This is a genomic window from uncultured Streptococcus sp. (genome assembly GCF_963518475.1).
Lineage (GTDB): Bacteria > Bacillota > Bacilli > Lactobacillales > Streptococcaceae > Streptococcus.
The window spans coordinates 1-18,684 of record NZ_CAUQJA010000001.1 but is presented as its reverse complement, the minus strand read 5'-3'; the positions used below and the strand labels follow the sequence as shown (position 1 = coordinate 18,684).

Below are 18,684 nucleotides of genomic sequence, written 5' to 3'. Positions count from 1 at the left end.
TGGAAAGACACTAGAAAGGTTTATATGACGAAAAAAATTATTGCAGTTGACCTGGATGGAACCCTGCTCAACTCAGACAGTCAAATTTCTGACTTTACCAAAAAAACCATCAAAAAAGTTGCTGAAAAAGGCCATCAAGTTATTATTACGACAGGGCGCCCTTACCGCATGTCAAAAGATTTCTACCGTGAACTAGGCTTAAACACTCCTATGATTAATTTCAACGGCTCCCTTACTCATTTACCAGACCAAGTTTGGAACTTTGAAAAGTGTTTGACGGTAGACAAAAAATATCTGCTAGATATGGTTCAACGTTCAGAGGACATTCAAGCCGATTTTATCGCTGGAGAATACCGTAAAAAATTCTACATTACAAATCCTAATGAAGAAATTGCCAATCCCAAACTATTTGGGGTAGAAGCTTTCCAGCCTGAAGATCAATTTCAGCCTGAGTTGGTAACCAAGGATCCTAACTGTATCCTCTTGCAGACCAGAGCCAGTGACAAATATGCCTTGGCAAAAGAAATGAACGCCTTCTACCAGCATCAACTTTCTATTAATACCTGGGGAGGCCCACTCAATATCCTTGAGTGTACCCCAAAAGGGGTCAATAAGGCCTTCGCCTTAGACTACTTGCTCAAGGTAATGAATCGTGACAAAAAAGATTTGATTGCCTTTGGTGATGAACACAATGATACCGAAATGCTTGCTTTTGCTGGGAAAGGTTATGCAATGAAAAATGCCAACCCAGAGCTACTCCCTTATGCAGATGAGCAAATTTCCTTGACAAATGACCAAGATGGGGTTGCAAAAACCCTGCAAGACTTATTCTTATAATCCATACTGACCAGCTTGCGAGCTGGTCTTTGTGCTCTTTTCACAGTCTCATCAACCGGTTAATCGATTGTTCTATTTTTCACCTCCAAAACCTTGGAAAAGGCTTTCTTTTGTGATATACTTCACATATAAATACAAGAGAGCTCGTCATACTCGACTCTGTTGACACAAAATCAATCCAGTCCTGTTGTCCCTGTTCTCGGCCAATATCAAGGAGGATAGCTATGAAAGCTGTTGTTGTAAATCCAGAAAGCACTGGTGTTGCTGTTGAAGAAAAAGTACTCCGTCCACTTGAAACTGGGGAAGCACTTGTAGAAATTGAATACTGTGGTGTTTGCCACACTGACCTCCACGTTGCCCATGGCGACTTTGGTCAAGTACCAGGCCGCGTCCTAGGACACGAAGGTGTTGGTATCGTTAAGGAAATTGCCCCAGATGTTAAAAGCCTTAAAGTCGGCGACCGCGTCAGCGTTGCTTGGTTCTTTGAAGGATGTGGCACTTGCGAATACTGTACAACTGGTCGCGAAACCCTTTGCCGTACAGTGAAAAATGCCGGCTACTCAGTAGATGGTGGTATGGCTGAACAATGTATCGTAACTGCAGACTATGCTGTCAAAGTTCCTGACGGACTTGATCCAGCCCAAGCTTCCTCTATCACATGTGCTGGTGTAACAACCTATAAAGCTATTAAAGAAGCAAAAGTTGAACCAGGCCAATGGGTTGTCCTTTACGGTGCTGGTGGACTTGGTAACCTAGCTGTTCAATATGCTAAAAAAGTATTCAATGCTCATGTCATCGCAGTTGATATCAATAACGACAAACTTGCCCTTGCAAAAGAAGTAGGTGCTGACATTGTTATTAACGGCCTAGAAGTTGAAGATGTACCTGGACTCATCAAGGAAAAAACTGATGGTGGAGCTCATTCAGCTGTCGTAACTGCTGTGTCTAAAGTTGCCTTCAACCAGGCTGTTGACTCAGTTCGTGCCGGTGGTCGCGTAGTCGCTGTTGGTCTTCCTTCTGAAATGATGGAACTCAGCATCGTCAAAACTGTTCTAGATGGAATCCAAGTCATCGGTTCTCTTGTTGGAACTCGTAAAGACTTGGAAGAAGCCTTCCAATTCGGTGCAGAAGGTTTAGTAGTTCCAGTTGTTCAAAAACGTCCAATAGAAGATGCCGTAGCCATTTTCGACGAAATGGAAAAAGGTCAAATCCAAGGACGTATGGTACTCGACTTCACCCACTAATCTAATAGAAATCTATTTTAAAAGTTGGAATGCATTTCCAACTTTTTTATATTAAATTTTTAAATAAGAATTCAAAATTACTCCTCAAAAACTTAATATGTCAACATCTGCAAATAAAAGCTTTTTAATTTTTTATGATAAATAGTTGCTTTTTATATGAAAACGGTTTATACTTAAAAAGTCTTAAAGTTTTCTTAAACGAAAACTAAAACAAAAAAGGAGGAATGACAATAATGAGTATCGGAATCATTATTGCGAGCCACGGCGAATTTGCTGCGGGTATTCATCAGTCAGGATCTATGATCTTTGGTGAACAAGAAAAGGTTCAAGTTGTAACCTTTATGCCAAATGAAGGTCCTGATGATCTATACGCTAAGTTTAATAACGCTGTTGCTGCATTTGACGCAGAGGATGAGGTTCTAGTTTTGGCTGACCTTTGGAGTGGATCTCCATTTAACCAAGCTAGTCGCGTGATGGGAGAAAATCCTGAGCGTAAGTTTGCCATCATCACAGGACTTAACTTACCGATGTTAATTCAAGCCTACACAGAGCGCCTCATGGACGCTGCTGCAGGTGTAGATAAAGTCGCTGCTAATATCATTAAAGAAGCCAAAGATGGCATCAAAGCTCTTCCAGAAGAGCTAAACCCAGTTGAGGAAGTAGCAAGCGCTGCAGCCGCTCCAGTTGCCCAAGCTGCTATCCCAGAAGGAACTGTCATCGGAGATGGTAAACTCAAAATCAACCTTGCCCGTCTAGACACTCGTTTACTTCACGGTCAGGTTGCAACTGCTTGGACTCCAGATTCAAAAGCAGACCGTATCATCGTTGCTTCAGATAACGTAGCAAACGACGATCTTCGTAAAGAATTGATTAAACAAGCAGCTCCAAATAATGTCAGAGCTAATGTTGTTCCAATTCAAAAATTGATCGAGGTTGCAAAAGACCCACGCTTTGGAGAAACACATGCCCTTATCTTGTTTGAAACACCTCAAGATGCCCTTCGTGCAATCGAAGGTGGCGTGCCAATCAAGACCCTTAACGTAGGATCAATGGCTCACTCAACAGGTAAAACCATGGTCAACAACGTTTTGTCTATGGACAAAGATGACGTTGCTACATTTGAAAAAATGCGTGACCTCGGTGTCGAATTTGACGTACGTAAAGTACCAAACGACACGAAAAAAGATTTGTTTGACTTGATTAATAAAGCCAACGTTCAATAAAAGACATCAATAACTATCGAAGAATTCTAAGAAAATTTTTCACTTTATTATAATTAAATAGAAAAGGAATAAAACCATGTCAGATATTTCAATTATTTCTGCTGTCTTGGTTGTAGTTGTTGCCTTCCTTGCAGGTCTTGAAGGTATCCTCGACCAATTCCAATTCCATCAACCAATCGTCGCATGTACCCTTATCGGACTTGCAACTGGTAACCTCGAAGCAGGTGTTATGCTTGGTGGATCACTTCAAATGATTGCCCTTGGTTGGGCAAACATCGGAGCTGCCGTAGCTCCTGACGCTGCTCTTGCATCTGTTGCCGCAGCAATCATCTTGATCAAAGGTGGTAACTTTACTACTGAAGGTATCGCCGTTGCAACAGCAACAGCTATCCCTCTTGCCGTAGCTGGACTTTTCTTGACAATGATTGTTCGTACAATCTCAGTTGGTTTGGTTCACACTGCCGATGCTGCCGCTAAAGAAGGAAATATTGCAGCTGTTGAACGTGCTCACTTTGTTGCACTTCTTCTTCAAGGTCTTCGTATTGCTATCCCTGCAGCCTTCCTTATCGCTATCCCAGCTTCTGCCGTTCAAGATGCTCTTAAATTGATGCCAGACTGGTTGAACGGTGGTATGGCTGTCGGTGGTGCTATGGTCGTTGCCGTTGGTTACGCTATGGTTATCAACATGATGGCAACTCGTGAAGTATGGCCATTCTTCGCAATCGGTTTTGCTTTTGCTGCCATTTCTCAATTGACTTTGATTGCCCTTGGTGTAGTCGGTGTTGCCCTTGCCTTCATCTACCTTAACCTTTCAAAACAAGGTGGTAACGGTGGCGGCGGAGCTGCGACTTCTAACGACCCAATCGGTGATATCCTAGAAGACTACTAGAAAGGGGAACAATCATGACTGAAAAACTTCAATTATCAAAATCAGATCGTAAAAAAGTTTGGTGGCGTTCACAATTCCTTCAAGGTTCTTGGAACTACGAGCGTATGCAAAACTTGGGTTGGGCTTATTCATTGATCCCAGCTATCAAAAAATTGTACACTACTAAAGAAGACCAAGCTGCTGCTCTTGAGCGTCACCTTGAGTTCTTCAACACTCACCCATACGTAGCTGCTCCAATCATGGGGGTTACTCTTGCACTTGAAGAAGAACGTGCGAACGGTGTTGAAATCGACGACGCTGCTATCCAAGGGGTTAAAATCGGTATGATGGGACCTCTTGCTGGTATCGGTGACCCAGTATTCTGGTTTACAGTTCGTCCTATCCTTGGAGCTCTTGGTGCATCACTTGCTGCATCTGGTAACTTGGTTGGTCCACTTCTCTTCTTCTTCGGATGGAACGCTATCCGTATGGCCTTCCTATGGTACACACAAGAATTTGGTTACAAAGCTGGATCTGAAATCACTAAAGACATGTCTGGTGGTATCTTGAAAGACATCACTAAAGGTGCTTCTATCCTTGGTATGTTCATTCTTGCCGTCCTTGTACAACGTTGGGTATCGATTAACTTTACTGTTAACCTTCCTGGTAAACAATTGGCTGAAGGTGCCTACATCAACTTCCCAGAAGGTCCTGTATCAGGTGCTGAATTGAAAGGTATCCTTGGTCAAGCACTTGGGGGATTGAGCCTAGATAAGATTCAACCACAAACTCTCCAAGGTCAGTTAAATTCATTGATTCCAGGATTGATGGGACTTCTCCTTACTTTCCTTTGCATGTGGTTGCTTAAGAAAAAAGTATCACCAATCTCAATCATCCTTGCACTCTTTGCAGTAGGTATCGCAGCTCGTTTCTTCGGTATCATGTAATCAAAAAACTCAAAAGGAACCAGGTTCTAAACCTGATTCCTTTTTTCTATGCTTTTATACTCAATGAAAATCAAAGAGCAAACTAGGAAGCTAGCCGCAGGTTGCTCAAAGCACTGCTTTGAGGTTGTAGATAGAACTGACGAAGTCAGTAACATATATACGGCAAGGCGAAGTTGACGTGGTTTGAAGAGATTTTCGAAGAGTATTATTCAGCCAAGGCTCCCATTGGGTCCCATGGGGCAAGCACAATTGGTTCTGCATCATAAGCAGCTTGTTCTTCTGCTGTCAGTAATTCTTTGCGGACAACAATCTGGTAGGTATATTCGTCCATCCAAGCGTCTGAGGCAACAAAGTAACCATCTGTACCGACCTTGTCTCCCCATGAGTTTTCAACCTTCCACTTGATTGATTTGCCATTTTCGTCCAAATCAACACCTGTCAAGACCATAGCGTGGGTCATCAAGCTCTCACTGTAGTCCAAACGTCCAGCCTTATCTTGAGTAAGTTTAATGTCCATACTTGATTCAAAGTCATAAACATCTGTCGCAAGGATTCCAGCTTTACGATTGCTGAGCTGACCGACATCTGAACCAAACCAAACAGTCTCACCTGCTTGCATTTGAGCAATGGCTAATTCTTTCAAGCGCGCCATCGGCACGTTGATGTAACGAACCGCACGGCTACCAACCACATTTCCTAACATCTCAACTGTATAAGATTTTCCGTAAGGCTTGTCAGCAGTTGGAGCATTGATAACAGAAACATAATCTTCTAGAGGAAGATTGACATATTTCTTATAAAACTCTTGTGGTGTAATGCCCTTTTCGCTTTGGTAGTTGTTATCTTTATCGCGATAAGCAAAGTCAAATTTACGTGGTGGAAGTCCTAAAGACATCGCAAGGAAATTAAAGATTTCTTGCAAGAGGTCTTCTTTCTTAGCTTGAACAGTCACTTGGTCTGCGCCAGAAGCAAGCAAGTCACGCAAGATTTGAGCATCTTGGCGAAGCAATTTGTTAAGGATTGCATTTAGCTCACGGCTGCTACTAGATGAAACAGACTCAGGATAAACTGACTTGGGCACGACACCGTATTTCTCAAAGAGAGAAACGACCATATCCCACTGACCACCGTCTTGTTGTGGAGTTTGAAGTAGGAATTTAACCTTACGGCTCGTCAAGTCTTGGTCTGCAGTCGCAATGACTTGCTCCAAGAACCAGTTTGATTTCTCATACTTGTCCCAGAAGAAGGTGTGGGCCTGTGATAACTCAAAATTTTCCAATTTATATTGTGAGATGAGCTTGTGGCGGAAGGTGTTGAGAGCTGCAAACATCCAGCAACGACCAGATGCTTTCTGGTTGGTTACCTTGTCCTTGGTCAAATCCAATGAGAAAACAGGTGTGTTGTCTACATGACTTTGGCGACGTTCTAGGGCTGCAAAAATTCCATTATGGCTAGCAGCATTTTCAATTGCTTGGTATTTTACATTTGCTTCATAGTTGGCAAATAGTTTATCAGTAAATGATTCTTGAATCGCGTTCATAGATTCCTCCTTTTATTCTACAGTCTATTATAACGCTTTTCACAAAGGAAGCAACTGAAAAACATAAAAGGCAAGGATATTCTTCCTCACCTTTTCGAATATAAATCAAATTAAGCAATATTCGCAAGGAGAGCTTCTAACTCTTCCTTGGTCAAGCGACGCCATCCCCCTCTTTGTAAGTTCTCATCCAATACTAGCGTTCCCATAGTCAAACGTTGTAAGTCTACTACTTCCTTGCCACAGTAGCCAACCATACGCTTGACCTGATGAAACTTCCCTTCTGCAATGGTCACACGAATTTGGCTTTGATTCTTTTCTTGATCTATGGACACAAGCTCCAGTATAGCAGGCTGACAAGTAAAGTCTTTAAGAGGAATTCCCTTGGCAAATATCTCCACGTCTTCTTGGGTCATAATTCCCTTGACTTGTGCCAGATAAGTCTTGTCCACATGATGCTTAGGCGAAAGAAGAGCATGGGCCAGCTGACCATCATTGGTCAAGAGTAGAAGACCATGCGTGTCAATATCCAAGCGTCCTACTGGGAAAACTTCCTTGCTCCGAGCAATATCATCCAGCAAGTCCAGAACGGTTCTGTGCTTAGGATCCTCAGTCGCTGAGATAACTCCTTTGGGCTTGTTCATCATGTAGTAGACAAACTCTTCATACTCCAACACTTGCCCATCAAAGCGAATCTCATCTATTTCTTCATCAATCTGCAATTTAGCTGATTTTTCTTTTTTACCATTTACCGTCACGCGCCCAGCCTTGAGCATGTTTTTGACCTCAGTCCGACTCCCCACAGCGCAGGCAACTAAAAATTTATCTAATCTCATAGAACTATTATATCACACTCAAAAGGAGGCGGGTACAATGACCAACCTCCTTTTCGTTTCATACTCTTCAAAAATCTCTTCAAACCGCGTCAACGTCGCCTTGCCGTATAGATGTTACTGACTTCGTCAGTTCTATCTACAACCGCAAAGCAGTGCTTTGAGCAGCCTGCGGCTAGTTTCCTAGTTTGCTCTTTGATTTTCACTGAGTATCAGATTTAAGAAATTAACTTCCTCGTCTCCAGAAAATCGCTAAGACAATCATGGAACCTAGTACTGCCGGAATAATGGCAGTTCCTGCTATTATCGGTCCCCAAGTCCCAAAAAGTAAATGGCCTATAAAGGCACCAATCCAGCCTAGAAACATTTTTCCAAAACATCCCATTCGTTCTCCACGATTGGTCAGAGTACCTGCTAAAAATCCCACTAGGAGACCAACGAACATACTTCCTAACATATTATCTCCTTAATTTGTCCAATCTCCGTTACGGAAGAGTGGTACACGTGTCCCATCCTCACGGATACCATCGATATCCATTTGGTTAGAACCAATCATAAAGTCTACGTGAACATCTGAACGGTTAAGCCCCGCAGCTTCAAGCTCCTCTTCGCTCATCTCCGCTCCACCAACAACGCTAGTTGCATAGGCTGCACCAATAGCCAAGTGATTTGACGCATTCTCATCGAAAAGGGTATTAAAGAAGGTAATGCCTGACTGAGAAATTGGGCTTGGATCTGGTACCAAGGCACATTCACCCAAGGCACGCGCACCCGCATTTTCAAAGACAAGGTCTTTCATGACCTGATCACCCTTCTCAGCTGAAATATCCACGATTTGTCCATCCTTGAAGGTTACTTTAATTCCTTCGATGATATTTCCATTATAGCTAAGCGGTTTTGTAGAAGTGACATAACCATCTGCACGACGGAAGTCAGGTGCTGTGAAGACTTCTTCTGTCGGCATATTTGGCAAGAATCCTTCACCCTGTGCATTGATAGCACCAGCTGATTCCCAAACATGGTTTTTCGGCAAACCAAGTGTCAAATCTGTTCCTGGCGCTGTGTAGTGAAGGGCTGAAAATTGTTCTTTATTAAGCATATCTGCCTTACTCTTGAGTATAGCTGCATGCTCTTCCCAAGCCTTAACAGGATCTGCTTCGTAGACACGGCAAGTTTTGAAGATTTGATCCCAAAGGAGATCGACTGCTTCTTCGTCGCTCGCAGCATTTGGAAAGACTTTCTTAGCCCACTCAAGTCCAGCAGCGGCTGCTACAGTCCAGCTAACCTTGTTGGATTGAGTTGCGATACGCATTGGCTTCATGGCAAGTCCCATAGCTTTAGCAGAAGCTGAAAGCTTATCAGCGTCCACACCGTTCAAAGCACCTGGATCAGATGAGCGAACTCCAAGACGGCTAGCTTTGTTCTCCAAAAGATAGTTCATCTCAGCAATCTTGTATTCTGGCACATTGTCCAAACGCTCCATCGGCGCATGGAGGAATTTCTCACGGTTAATGACATCATCTGTCCACTGAACGATAACCTCATGCGCACCCAAGACATAAGCTTCTTTGACGATTAAGTGAGCCAACTCACGTTGCTCCACATCGATAGAGAGAGCCAAAGTGTGACCAGGTTGCACATTAATTCCGTTCGCAACCAACAATTTCGCATATTTTTCTAGATTTTCTTTAAAATTTGGTAAAACCATTTTATTTGTCCTTTTCTATTTTTATTTTTCTTTCAAAGCAGAAAATAATCCTGCTAAAGCAATAGCACCTGACATGAGTGCTGTCGATAGAATAATTGTTTCATCTACCAGCTCTAACTGATAGTCAAAAACCTTTTCAGCAGGTTTATCTTCCGCAAAGATTCTTAGTTTCATGAAATATCCTCCGTTACTAGTATATCACATATATTGGTATTTTAAAAAACAAGCTTACTGGAGCTTGTTTTAATTAGCTATTACAAAAATTTTGTACATATCTTTCCACTTCTTTTTCCATAGATTGAATCTCACCAATATCCCATCTATTTTTTTTAGAAGTTATCTTTGCCATCATCTGTAATTTTAAACTCTGACGACGGAATATCCCTTCTCTTTCCCATTGTTCTAATTTAGCCTCTGGATAGGAGTTACCAAACCTGGAGTTCTGACTATCGGTAATGATACAAAGATTGCCAAAAGAATGTAAAAACTCAGCAGGTAATTGGCTCTCTCCATCATGTCGATTTGGATTCTGAGGATACCAATGCTCTATGGAACGGCGATAGGCAAATTTGAAATGATCAAAATTAATATCCTTGTACTCTTTCTCTAATTCGGCACGATTTTTCCACAAAATATAATCCACAAAGTTAAAAGCATAAACAGGAATTGCCCCGTATTTTTTGATAGTTTTATCTTCTGTGAACAATCTTTCCTCAGCATATCTCACTGCCATTTTCTCAAGAAAATTCTTAAACAGACTAGCAAATTCTGCTTGATTTAACTCTTCAATATGGTTAAACAAGAATTGCAAGATTTCATATAACCAACGACTATCACGATTAGCAGTAAAGGTCACAGCAAACATGGATTGGAGAAGAATGATGTTTTGGTTAATCTCCGAATCCGAAAACGTATTATTAGTAAAGCGTTCTTCAACTATGTAATGCTCTTTCGCTTTCCCATTAGGTTGATATTCATAATAAGCCCCCTTCTGTAAAAACCATTCATCCTTATTTCTACTTGAAGAATCCGTATTCGAGTTTCTAACGATGTAATTATCGAAAATATGTTTTATTCTAAGAAGAAATTCACTAAATTCAATAACCCAAGTTTTATCTTTATTTTTTATATCAAATAGTGCTAAGAGTTTCTTATCATCTAGTTGAATCTCATCAGTTTTCTTACCTTCCGCAATTGCCAATACATGGAGTAAGAATGTTGGAAAATCAATGACTGTAGTATAATCGCCAAAATCTTTTTCTACTTCTATATTTTTTTCATTTATCTTTTTTCCTAATATATCTGATAACTTTCTTCTTTCATTTTGATGAAAATCAATATCATTATAAATATTATGAAATGAATAATTTGTAAAATGCCATCCAAAAATACGTTCACGTTCTTGAAAGTCATCTGCTCTCTTCCGTCGCATCTTAAACTGACTTGCTACCGGCTTATCAAACTCTGCACAGGCATCCCAAATTCTCGCAAATTTTTGTGCCATTTCTTGATCTTCACCAAATTTAGACATCATTTGTGCCTTGAGAATCTCATGAGCCTCTAGTTGTTCGCCTCGAGAGTTGAAACGTTCGAAATAAAGATTCAAATCTAAATCTTCAGGAAGTATACTCCGAAAAATGATGACATTCTCAAAAAGATAATCAACGAAAGACTGAGGATCAAGACGGCGCTCTTCTAACACTTTTTTCAATGCGTCTTTAGCATGTCCATAGCCTCTGGTCAACTCATTTTCATCGCCCTCTGAAATTTCTTGCTTAGTAAATAATTTTCGAATATTCTCATTTGATTTTTTCCGAGCTGGGAAGGTAAGATTGACAGCTTTCAATCTATCAAAACCATACTCATGTTTCAAAGCTAAGGCAATCAAATTAAGGGCTGTTGTTCGTTGTTGCCCATCTATGATTTTGAAAATGTCATTCTCTTTATTAACGACTAATGTTCCAATATAGTAATTGTCTCTATTTTCTTGAAAAGCATCTGCTACGTCGTTCAATAACTGCTCAATTTCATCATAAGTCCAAGCAAAATTTCTCTGATAAAGAGGGATAGCATAGGTATCTTCATTTAACAAACGATTAACTGATAAGCTTATATGTGTTTCTACCATTTATCTTTTTCCTCTTCTATAATCTTGTCCACAGTATAATTTTCAAATAATTCTCTATCTATCTTGATCATGAAATCATTCGGAGTAACAGCATGGGATAAAAGTTGAAATAGCTTTTGAGCCTCTTTTTGTCTAAAACTTCCACCAGCGGCGTATTTCCCTACCGTTGCATCATATATAGCTTTAGACTTAACTCGAGGGTAATAAGACCAAATAAACAAGGTCTCTACTATCTCCTTTGATAACTCATCTTTTCCAAATCTCTCTGCAAACAGTGAACAAATATTTAAGAACATATTGTGACACTTGAGGTAGCGTCCCTTTGAGCTATTGTAAATGTTCAACATACCTTCTGGGTAAGCTAGATTTTTTTCTTCCCCTTCAGGTTCATCAGAAAATCCTAACTCTGCATTTAAAAAATCTTTATGATTTTTAATAGTTTCATGAGCAGATTCAATATACTCAAAAAATTTACTTCCATCAATGATTGGCATAGTAATGTACATGGGGAGATTTTCAATATGACGATACAATTCTAGATATGGAAAATTCTGGTTCAAATCAACACCTTTAAAATCGTCAATAAAATCCTCTGTAAAACGGAGATAAGAACCATAACGCTTGTTTGTCAATCCTGTCTCTCCTCTCGACCAACGTCTCATACGAAAAAGATGTTTATCAAATAACTCTTTGAGACTTAAATCTTTATCTTCTACAAATTGCTCCCACTTTTCCACAATTCTTTCATCTTCGGAATCTTGCTTGCGAAGATGATAAGCTTTGAGCAAATCATGAGGTTCTAAAGATTTTCCACGATTATTCTGAGAATCAAATAACTGAAAGGCTTCAGATAATCGTTTCTGTGGCATAGTAATCACGGAGACAGAACAATTTTCCAATAAAAAATTGCAAATATCTTTTGCCTGATTTTCGCCAACCAATTGAGTCAAATTTTCCCACTCATTATAATTTTCACTCGCATGATAGCAAGATAGCTCTCCAGATACAGTAGCACTCAGCAGTTGCTTAGCACCCTTATAATTCTCTAAATCATCTAATAAATGAAGAAACAAGGAAATTGAAATTAGCCGTTGCTGTCCATCGACAATATCTAAGTATCTATCATTTTCATGTAAGATAACGGAACCAATCTGATATTCCTTTTTCCCCATAGCATCTCGTAAATCATAAAAAAGATTACGGATATGTTTTCTGTTCCATTTATATGGTCTTTGATAAGAAGGAATCCGCAAATTTCCTTTTTTCAATAGTTCTCCAACCTTTTTAGAAGTAAATTGAATACTCATTTTATCCTCATCTATATTTATCTATCATTTCTTGAACTGTTTGCTTCATATCCTCTACTAAAATCCGAGGAGATAAAACAGTAACTGCTTCCCCTTGTCCCAGCAACCAGCGTTTAAGACCCGGTGTATGCTGACTTTCAAACTGAAAATGAGTCCAGCCGCCATTTTTCCCAACTATTTTTGCATTTGGAAATTGATCCATCACAATCGTCGGATCGTACAAATACTCGATTTCAATACTGATTTTCTTCCCGATAAAAGCATCCACTCTCTCGTTACGAATGTCGCCATCTCTAAATTTATCTCGATAAGAAATAGAAGGTTTCTCTATACCACTAAGATACCATGACTGGATACGGTCTACTCTTAAAGTAATATAAGTAGCATGTTTCAACTGGTAAACAACCAGATAGAAATAATGATTATCATAGTAAAGAGAGACTGGCAAAACAGTCTGCTTCTTAGAAGACTCAGAATAAGGTTTTTGATAGATAATGTCTAGAACCTGTTCATGCAAAATAGCCTCTGATAAATTCCAAATTTTCTCTATTCTATTTTGCTGATCCGCTAAGGGAGCATAATTAAGCTTTTCACTGCCAATAATCTGCTCAATTTCTTTCTGATCATCACGAGGAACTAAAATCAGTAAATTTTTTAGTAAGCTATCAATTTCTGGCCTATTCAGTGCTCGATTTTCCAATAAAATCTTTGAAATAACGAGTATATCCTTTTTATTAAAAACTGACTTACTTGATAGGCTATACTTATTTGTTTTACGACTATAAAGCAAGTCTCCACTAAAATCGGGATGACTGGATAAAATATCACGAAGGAGCGAAAAATCTCTCTGTATCGTCTTTTCACTAACTTCAAATTCCTGAGTCAGTTGCTTTTTTCCTAACGGAGTTCCAAACTGTAAACGTAAAAAGATTGTTAGTAGTCTCTCTTGATCATTCATCTAAAGTCCTTTTTATTAATCTTCAAGCGATGTTAGACACGCCGTCATTCCCCACTTAAAACGCACAATCAAACGAGATTGAACATTTTTCAACTGATCTGGTTCAGAATTACCAGATAAAACAATTTGCGTTTTCCTACCAAAGAAAGAATTAAAGAGGTTAAAAAATTTTTCTTGAATCATATCATCTTTTTCTCCCAATACCTGAATATCATCTACTAGTAGAAGATCCAACTCCTCACCTCTAATTTTTTGTATTTCTAGCTCACTTTCTAATAAGTTTTCGGCAGAAATATATTTTACTCGCTTTTCTGGATTATTCTCAAGAACCTTATTTCCAATTGCTTGCAAGAGATGTGTTTTTCCTGAACCCGATTCCCCATAAATATAAAATGGATTGTATTTTAAGCCTAAGTTCTTTACTACTTCTAAGGCTTCTTTCTTTGCTAAAGCATTACCATCTTTTTCTACAAAATTTTCAAATTGATATTTGCTATCTAATCCTGTATTGTTCATCATTTAAACCTCTTTTTCTTTTATACTTATAGTATAACAAAGCAGATGGACAATATTTGTCCGTCTGTTAATTTTTTTTAAAACAACTCATCAAACAAACTCAACTGGTTATCCTCTGGCATATTTCCAAGAATACCCATTTCATCCATCTTTTCAACCAAGGTTGATGAGAGTCCACCACGCTTGCGTAGTTCTGTTTTAGAGAGGAATTCTCCCTCTTCACGCGCTCGGACCAACTGCTTAGCAACGTTCTCTCCCAGACCATCCATAGCGACAAATGGTGGAATCAGTGTATCTCCGTCAATGATGAATTCAGTCGCATCACTACGGTAGAGGTCTAACTTCCCAAACTTGAAACCACGTTCCCACATTTCATTGACAATCTCAAGAGTTGTATAGAGGTCAATCTCCACATTAGAGGCTTCATTGTTCTTCCGTTTTTCAGCAATTTCTGCCATTCTGCGCTTGATAGCATCCAAGCCCGCCCCCATAGTCTTGATATCAAAAGCCTTAGCACGAATGGAGAAGTAAGCACAGTAGTAATAAATCGGATGGTGAACCTTGAAGTAAGCTACACGCAAGGCCATCATAACGTAGGCTGCCGCATGGGCTTTAGGGAACATGTACTTAATTTTTCCACAGGATTCGATATACCACTCTGGCACCTTATTAGCCTTCATAGCTTCGATATAGCCATTTCTCTCTTCTTCAGAAATCTTGAGCCACAAGCCCTTACGCACCCGTTCCATGATGGTAAAGGCCATCTTAGGTTCCAGACCCGCATGCATGAGGTAAACCATGATATCGTCCCGACAACCGATAACGGTTGATAGGTCCGCAATTCCTTGCTTGATCAAATCCTGGGCATTTCCCAACCACACATCGGTACCATGGGATAGACCTGAGAGCTGAAGCAACTCCGCAAAGGTTGTCGGATGGGTTTCATCTACCATCCCTCGAACAAAGTTGGTTCCAAACTCTGGAATCCCCAGCATTCCCGTAGGAGTTCCGATTTGTTCAGGAGTCACACCTAGCACATCAGTCCCAGAAAAGAGGGCCATCACGCCTTCGTCATCCATAGGGATTTCATTAGGATCAATACCAGACAAGTCCTGAAGTTTTCGAATCATAGTCGGATCATCATGTCCCAGTACATCGAGTTTGAGGACGTTCTCGTCGATATCGTGGAAGTTAAAGTGAGTCGTCTGCCATTCAGCCGTCACATCATCTGCTGGATACTGGACAGGCGTAAAGTCGTAGACATCCATGTAGTTAGGAATAACAACGATTCCCCCTGGGTGTTGTCCTGTCGTTCGTTTGACACCAGCAGCTCCCTGGGCTAGACGTTCCACCTCTGCATCACGATAAAACTTGCCATAATCTCGCTCGTAGCCCTTGACAAAGCCATAGGCAGTCTTGGCAGCCACCGTACCAACCGTTCCTGCACGGAAGGCATATTCCTCACCAAAGATATCACGCACATCCAAGTGGGCGCTAGGCTGGTCTTCTCCCGAGAAGTTCAAGTCAATATCGGGAACCTTATCCCCATCAAAACCAAGGAAGGTCTCGAAAGGAATATCCTGTCCGTTTTTGCTGAGTTTGTGACCACAGTTTGGACAGTCCTTATTGGGCATATCAAAACCTGAACCATAAGAACCATCTGTGATAAACTCACTGTACTGACACTGACCACAGACATAGTGTGGAGAGAGAGGATTAACCTCTGTAATCCCAATCATGGTAGCAACGAAACTGGACCCAACAGACCCACGAGAACCAACCAAGTAACCCCGTTCATTGGAACGTTGCACCAGCATCTGCGATGCCAGATAAATCACAGCAAATCCATTCCCCAGAATAGAAGTTAATTCTTTTTCAATCCGCAAATCAACAATATCTGGCAGCGGATTTCCATAAATCTCAAAAGCCTTCTTATAGGTCAACTCAGCAACCGTTTCTTCCGCCTTGTCGATGAAAGGCGTGTACAAGTCACCCTTAACAACCTCAACGGGTTCAAAGATTTCTGCCAAGGCATTGGTGTTTTCAATAACCAATTTGCGAGCCAGTTCCTCTCCCAAGAAGGCAAATTCATCCAACATTTCATTGGTCGTTCTAAAATGAGCCTTGGGAAGTGGTGCTGGTTGGGCATGTTCCCCATGACCGATAGTTCGGTTAATCATCGCCCCCTGTCCCAAACTACGGACGATAATTTCACGGTAAATTTCTTCTTCTGGTTCGATATAGTGGACATTTCCCGTAGCCAAAACGGGCTTGCCAAGACGGTCTCCCACCTCTATCAAACTCTTGATAATGGTCTGGAGTTCTTCCATATCCTTGACCTGCTCCTTGGCGATCAATGGCGCATAGATAGCTGGTGGCATGACCTCGATAAAGTCATAATACTTGGCCACCTCAACCGCCGCATCCACACCTTGGGAAACGACTGCGTCAAAAACTTCACCTTCAGAGCAAGCTGAACCTAAAATCAAACCTTCCCGATGGGCATCTAGAACTGTTCTCGGAATTCGTGGCACCCCTTCAAAGTACTTAGTATTGGACAAAGAAACCAGTTTAAAGATATTTTTTAGCCCTACTTGATTCTTGACATAAATTGTCGCATGTTTAATCCGAGCTTTTTTATAAGAATCTGAACTAATCAAATCAATGTTGAGTCTAGCTAGATCGGTCACACCATGTTTTTCTGCTACTTCTTTGATAAAAATAAAGAGCAGACGACCAGTAGCTTCCGCATCGTAGTTGGCCATGTGGTGATGCTCTAAGGCCACACCAAAACGCTTGGTCAAAGGCCCCAAACCATGACGTTTATACTCAGGATACAGGTTTCTAGCAAACTCAAGCGTATCAATCACTGGTTGACTAATCTTAGGCAAACCATGACGCTCATAATTGGCATTCATAAAGCCAACGTCAAAGGTAGCATTATGGGCAACTAAGACTGTATCCTTGCAGAATTCTTGGAATTCTTGCAAAACTTGTTCTAGTGGTTTGGCATTTTTGACATGGTCATCTGTAATTCCAGTCAACTCAGTAGTAAAAGCTGACAAGGGATGACCAGGATTGATAAATTCATCAAATTCGGCAATAACATTCCCCTTGTACATCTTAGAGGCCGCAACCTGAATCAAGTCATTATAAATAGCTGAAAGTCCCGTTGTTTCCACGTCAAAGACCACATAGGTCGCTTCTGACAAGTCCATCTCTACTTCGTTATAGACGATAGGAACACGGTCCTCCACGATATTGGCTTCCATACCATAGATCAGCTGGATTCCCGCTTTCTTAGCCGCCTTATAACCGTGTGGGAAGGACTGAACATTTCCATGGTCCGTGATGGCAACCGCCTTGTGTCCCCACTTAGCAGCTGTCGCAACGATCTCTTCTACCTCGGGTAGTGCATCCATGGTCGACATGTTAGTATGAGCATGAAACTCAACTCGACGCTCACCTTCTGGCATCAAGTCCTTCCGCTCATAGTGAACAACTTCCTGCACGTCTTGCACGTTCATAGTCAAATCACGTGTGAAGTTATTCATCTCCACATTCCCACGAACTCGGAGCCAAGAGTTTTTCTTGATTAAATCAAACTTCTGAGCCTCTTCCTCGTTCTTAACCCACTTTTGCATCGAAAAACTTGAAGTGTAGTCCGTCATTTTAAAGTTGATCAAAACACGCCCTGTTCTGGTCACTTTTTGCTCCACATCAAACACAACCCCTTCAAAGACCAGACGATTTTCCTCCGTCGTCACTTCGATCATAGGAGTAATCTCTGCCTTATCTAGCTTGGGTTTAGCTGCAGCTTTTTTCGTTTGAAAATCAAAGGCTGGTTTCTCTTCCGCTGGAGGAGGTGCCATCTGTTCTAGTTGTTCCATAGCACGGAGCGCTTCCTCATTGGCAGCTTGAACAATCTGCTCATTTTCAGCATGAAAGGCCTCTTCCTGCTCTTGGGTCAGGACATCATTCTTCTCTACTTGACAATTAAAAGTTGGAAAACCAAATTTTTCAAGTTGTTTCGCTAAATTAGGAAGATGATTCTTCTTAAAGTGTTCCTTATCAATCGCCTCAGAGCCTTCGATAAAGAGTTGATTCCCCTCCGCACGAACTCGCAAATTCTGATAAAGGGACTTAAAACCTTGGCTAGCACATGACCCCTCAGAGAAAGCCTCCCTATAGTAGGACTGCAAGAGTTGATTTGAAAATTCTTGAGACAGAGCCTTGATTTCGAAAATAGCTTTATTGCCTGTCTTAGAAAATTCTTCGCTCAAACCTTTCTTTATTTCTAAAAAGATTTCAATCGGTAAAATATTAGAAAATACGAAATGAAACTCCCATACCTTACTAATTTTATGAACCACAACTCGCTCAATATCAGCTTGTGATAAAGCAGGATCCTGTCTCATTTCAGCAGGCACCCCCAGTTGATTCATCAAAATTTCAAAACTGTTTGACATTCATTTTCCTCACATTATTCTCCTACTATTTTACCATATTTAGAGGTAATTTCTAAATCATGACCACCCGTCAAACGGGTGGTTTGTCCCAGGGCTATAAGCCCAAATT

The 18,684-nt window shown here is 40.8% G+C and carries 15 protein-coding genes; 5 read left to right on the top strand and 10 right to left on the bottom strand.

Annotated features, from left to right (window positions below; translation table 11 throughout):
- Window positions 1-24 precede the first annotated feature (24 nt).
- The 5 genes from RYK12_RS00075 (at window position 25) to RYK12_RS00055 (ending at window position 5,119) form a co-directional block, all read left to right on the top strand.
- The gene (locus RYK12_RS00075) at window positions 25-837 is read left to right on the top strand and encodes a Cof-type HAD-IIB family hydrolase (RefSeq protein ID WP_314846332.1); all 813 of its coding nucleotides are present in this window, start codon (window positions 25-27) and stop codon (window positions 835-837) included.
- Between the two features lie 224 nt (window positions 838-1,061).
- Window positions 1,062-2,081, top strand: a complete 1,020-nt coding sequence (gene adhP, locus RYK12_RS00070; RefSeq protein ID WP_000649185.1) for an alcohol dehydrogenase AdhP — start codon at window positions 1,062-1,064, stop codon at window positions 2,079-2,081.
- Between the two features lie 233 nt (window positions 2,082-2,314).
- Complete coding sequence (locus RYK12_RS00065; RefSeq protein ID WP_314846331.1) at window positions 2,315-3,304, top strand: PTS sugar transporter subunit IIB; 990 nt, start codon at window positions 2,315-2,317, stop codon at window positions 3,302-3,304.
- A 76-nt stretch (window positions 3,305-3,380) separates the two neighbouring features.
- The gene (locus RYK12_RS00060) at window positions 3,381-4,193 is read left to right on the top strand and encodes a PTS mannose/fructose/sorbose transporter subunit IIC (protein ID WP_261182317.1); all 813 of its coding nucleotides are present in this window, start codon (window positions 3,381-3,383) and stop codon (window positions 4,191-4,193) included.
- A gap of 14 nt (window positions 4,194-4,207) precedes the next feature.
- Window positions 4,208-5,119, top strand: a complete 912-nt coding sequence (locus tag RYK12_RS00055) for a PTS system mannose/fructose/sorbose family transporter subunit IID (protein WP_000136858.1) — start codon at window positions 4,208-4,210, stop codon at window positions 5,117-5,119.
- 205 nt (window positions 5,120-5,324) lie between these two features.
- On the opposite strand, the gene pepC is transcribed toward RYK12_RS00055, so the two are convergent.
- The 10 genes from pepC to RYK12_RS00005 form a co-directional block, all read right to left on the bottom strand.
- Window positions 5,325-6,659: an aminopeptidase C gene (gene pepC, locus RYK12_RS00050; RefSeq protein WP_314846330.1), complete on the bottom strand. Its 1,335-nt coding sequence runs from the start codon at window positions 6,657-6,659 to the stop codon at window positions 5,325-5,327.
- 110 nt (window positions 6,660-6,769) lie between these two features.
- Entirely contained in the window at window positions 6,770-7,492 is a 723-nt protein-coding gene (locus RYK12_RS00045; RefSeq protein ID WP_314846329.1) for a pseudouridine synthase, read from the bottom strand.
- 223 nt (window positions 7,493-7,715) lie between these two features.
- Window positions 7,716-7,946 (bottom strand): GlsB/YeaQ/YmgE family stress response membrane protein, encoded by a 231-nt coding sequence (locus RYK12_RS00040; RefSeq protein ID WP_000901572.1) that lies wholly within the window; start codon window positions 7,944-7,946, stop codon window positions 7,716-7,718.
- Between the two features lie 9 nt (window positions 7,947-7,955).
- Window positions 7,956-9,197, bottom strand: a complete 1,242-nt coding sequence (locus tag RYK12_RS00035; protein WP_314846328.1) for an aminopeptidase — start codon at window positions 9,195-9,197, stop codon at window positions 7,956-7,958.
- A 21-nt stretch (window positions 9,198-9,218) separates the two neighbouring features.
- Window positions 9,219-9,371 carry a hypothetical protein gene (locus RYK12_RS00030; protein ID WP_314846327.1) on the bottom strand — a complete coding sequence of 51 codons (153 nt, stop codon included), beginning with the start codon at window positions 9,369-9,371 and terminating at the stop codon, window positions 9,219-9,221.
- Window positions 9,372-9,444: 73 nt separating this feature from the next.
- The gene (locus tag RYK12_RS00025) at window positions 9,445-11,325 is read right to left on the bottom strand and encodes a DUF262 domain-containing HNH endonuclease family protein (RefSeq protein ID WP_314846325.1); all 1,881 of its coding nucleotides are present in this window, start codon (window positions 11,323-11,325) and stop codon (window positions 9,445-9,447) included.
- On the bottom strand, window positions 11,319-12,632 hold the full coding sequence (locus tag RYK12_RS00020; protein WP_314846323.1) for a DUF262 domain-containing protein: 1,314 nt from the start codon (window positions 12,630-12,632) through the stop codon (window positions 11,319-11,321). Before RYK12_RS00020 ends, RYK12_RS00025 begins: the two co-directional genes overlap by 7 nt.
- 7 nt (window positions 12,633-12,639) lie before the next feature.
- Complete coding sequence (locus tag RYK12_RS00015) at window positions 12,640-13,590, bottom strand: WYL domain-containing protein (protein ID WP_314846321.1); 951 nt, start codon at window positions 13,588-13,590, stop codon at window positions 12,640-12,642.
- Between the two features lie 15 nt (window positions 13,591-13,605).
- On the bottom strand, window positions 13,606-14,109 hold the full coding sequence (locus RYK12_RS00010) for a DnaA ATPase domain-containing protein (protein WP_314846320.1): 504 nt from the start codon (window positions 14,107-14,109) through the stop codon (window positions 13,606-13,608).
- Between the two features lie 74 nt (window positions 14,110-14,183).
- Complete coding sequence (locus RYK12_RS00005; protein WP_314846319.1) at window positions 14,184-18,575, bottom strand: PolC-type DNA polymerase III; 4,392 nt, start codon at window positions 18,573-18,575, stop codon at window positions 14,184-14,186.
- Window positions 18,576-18,684: the final 109 nt, after the last annotated feature.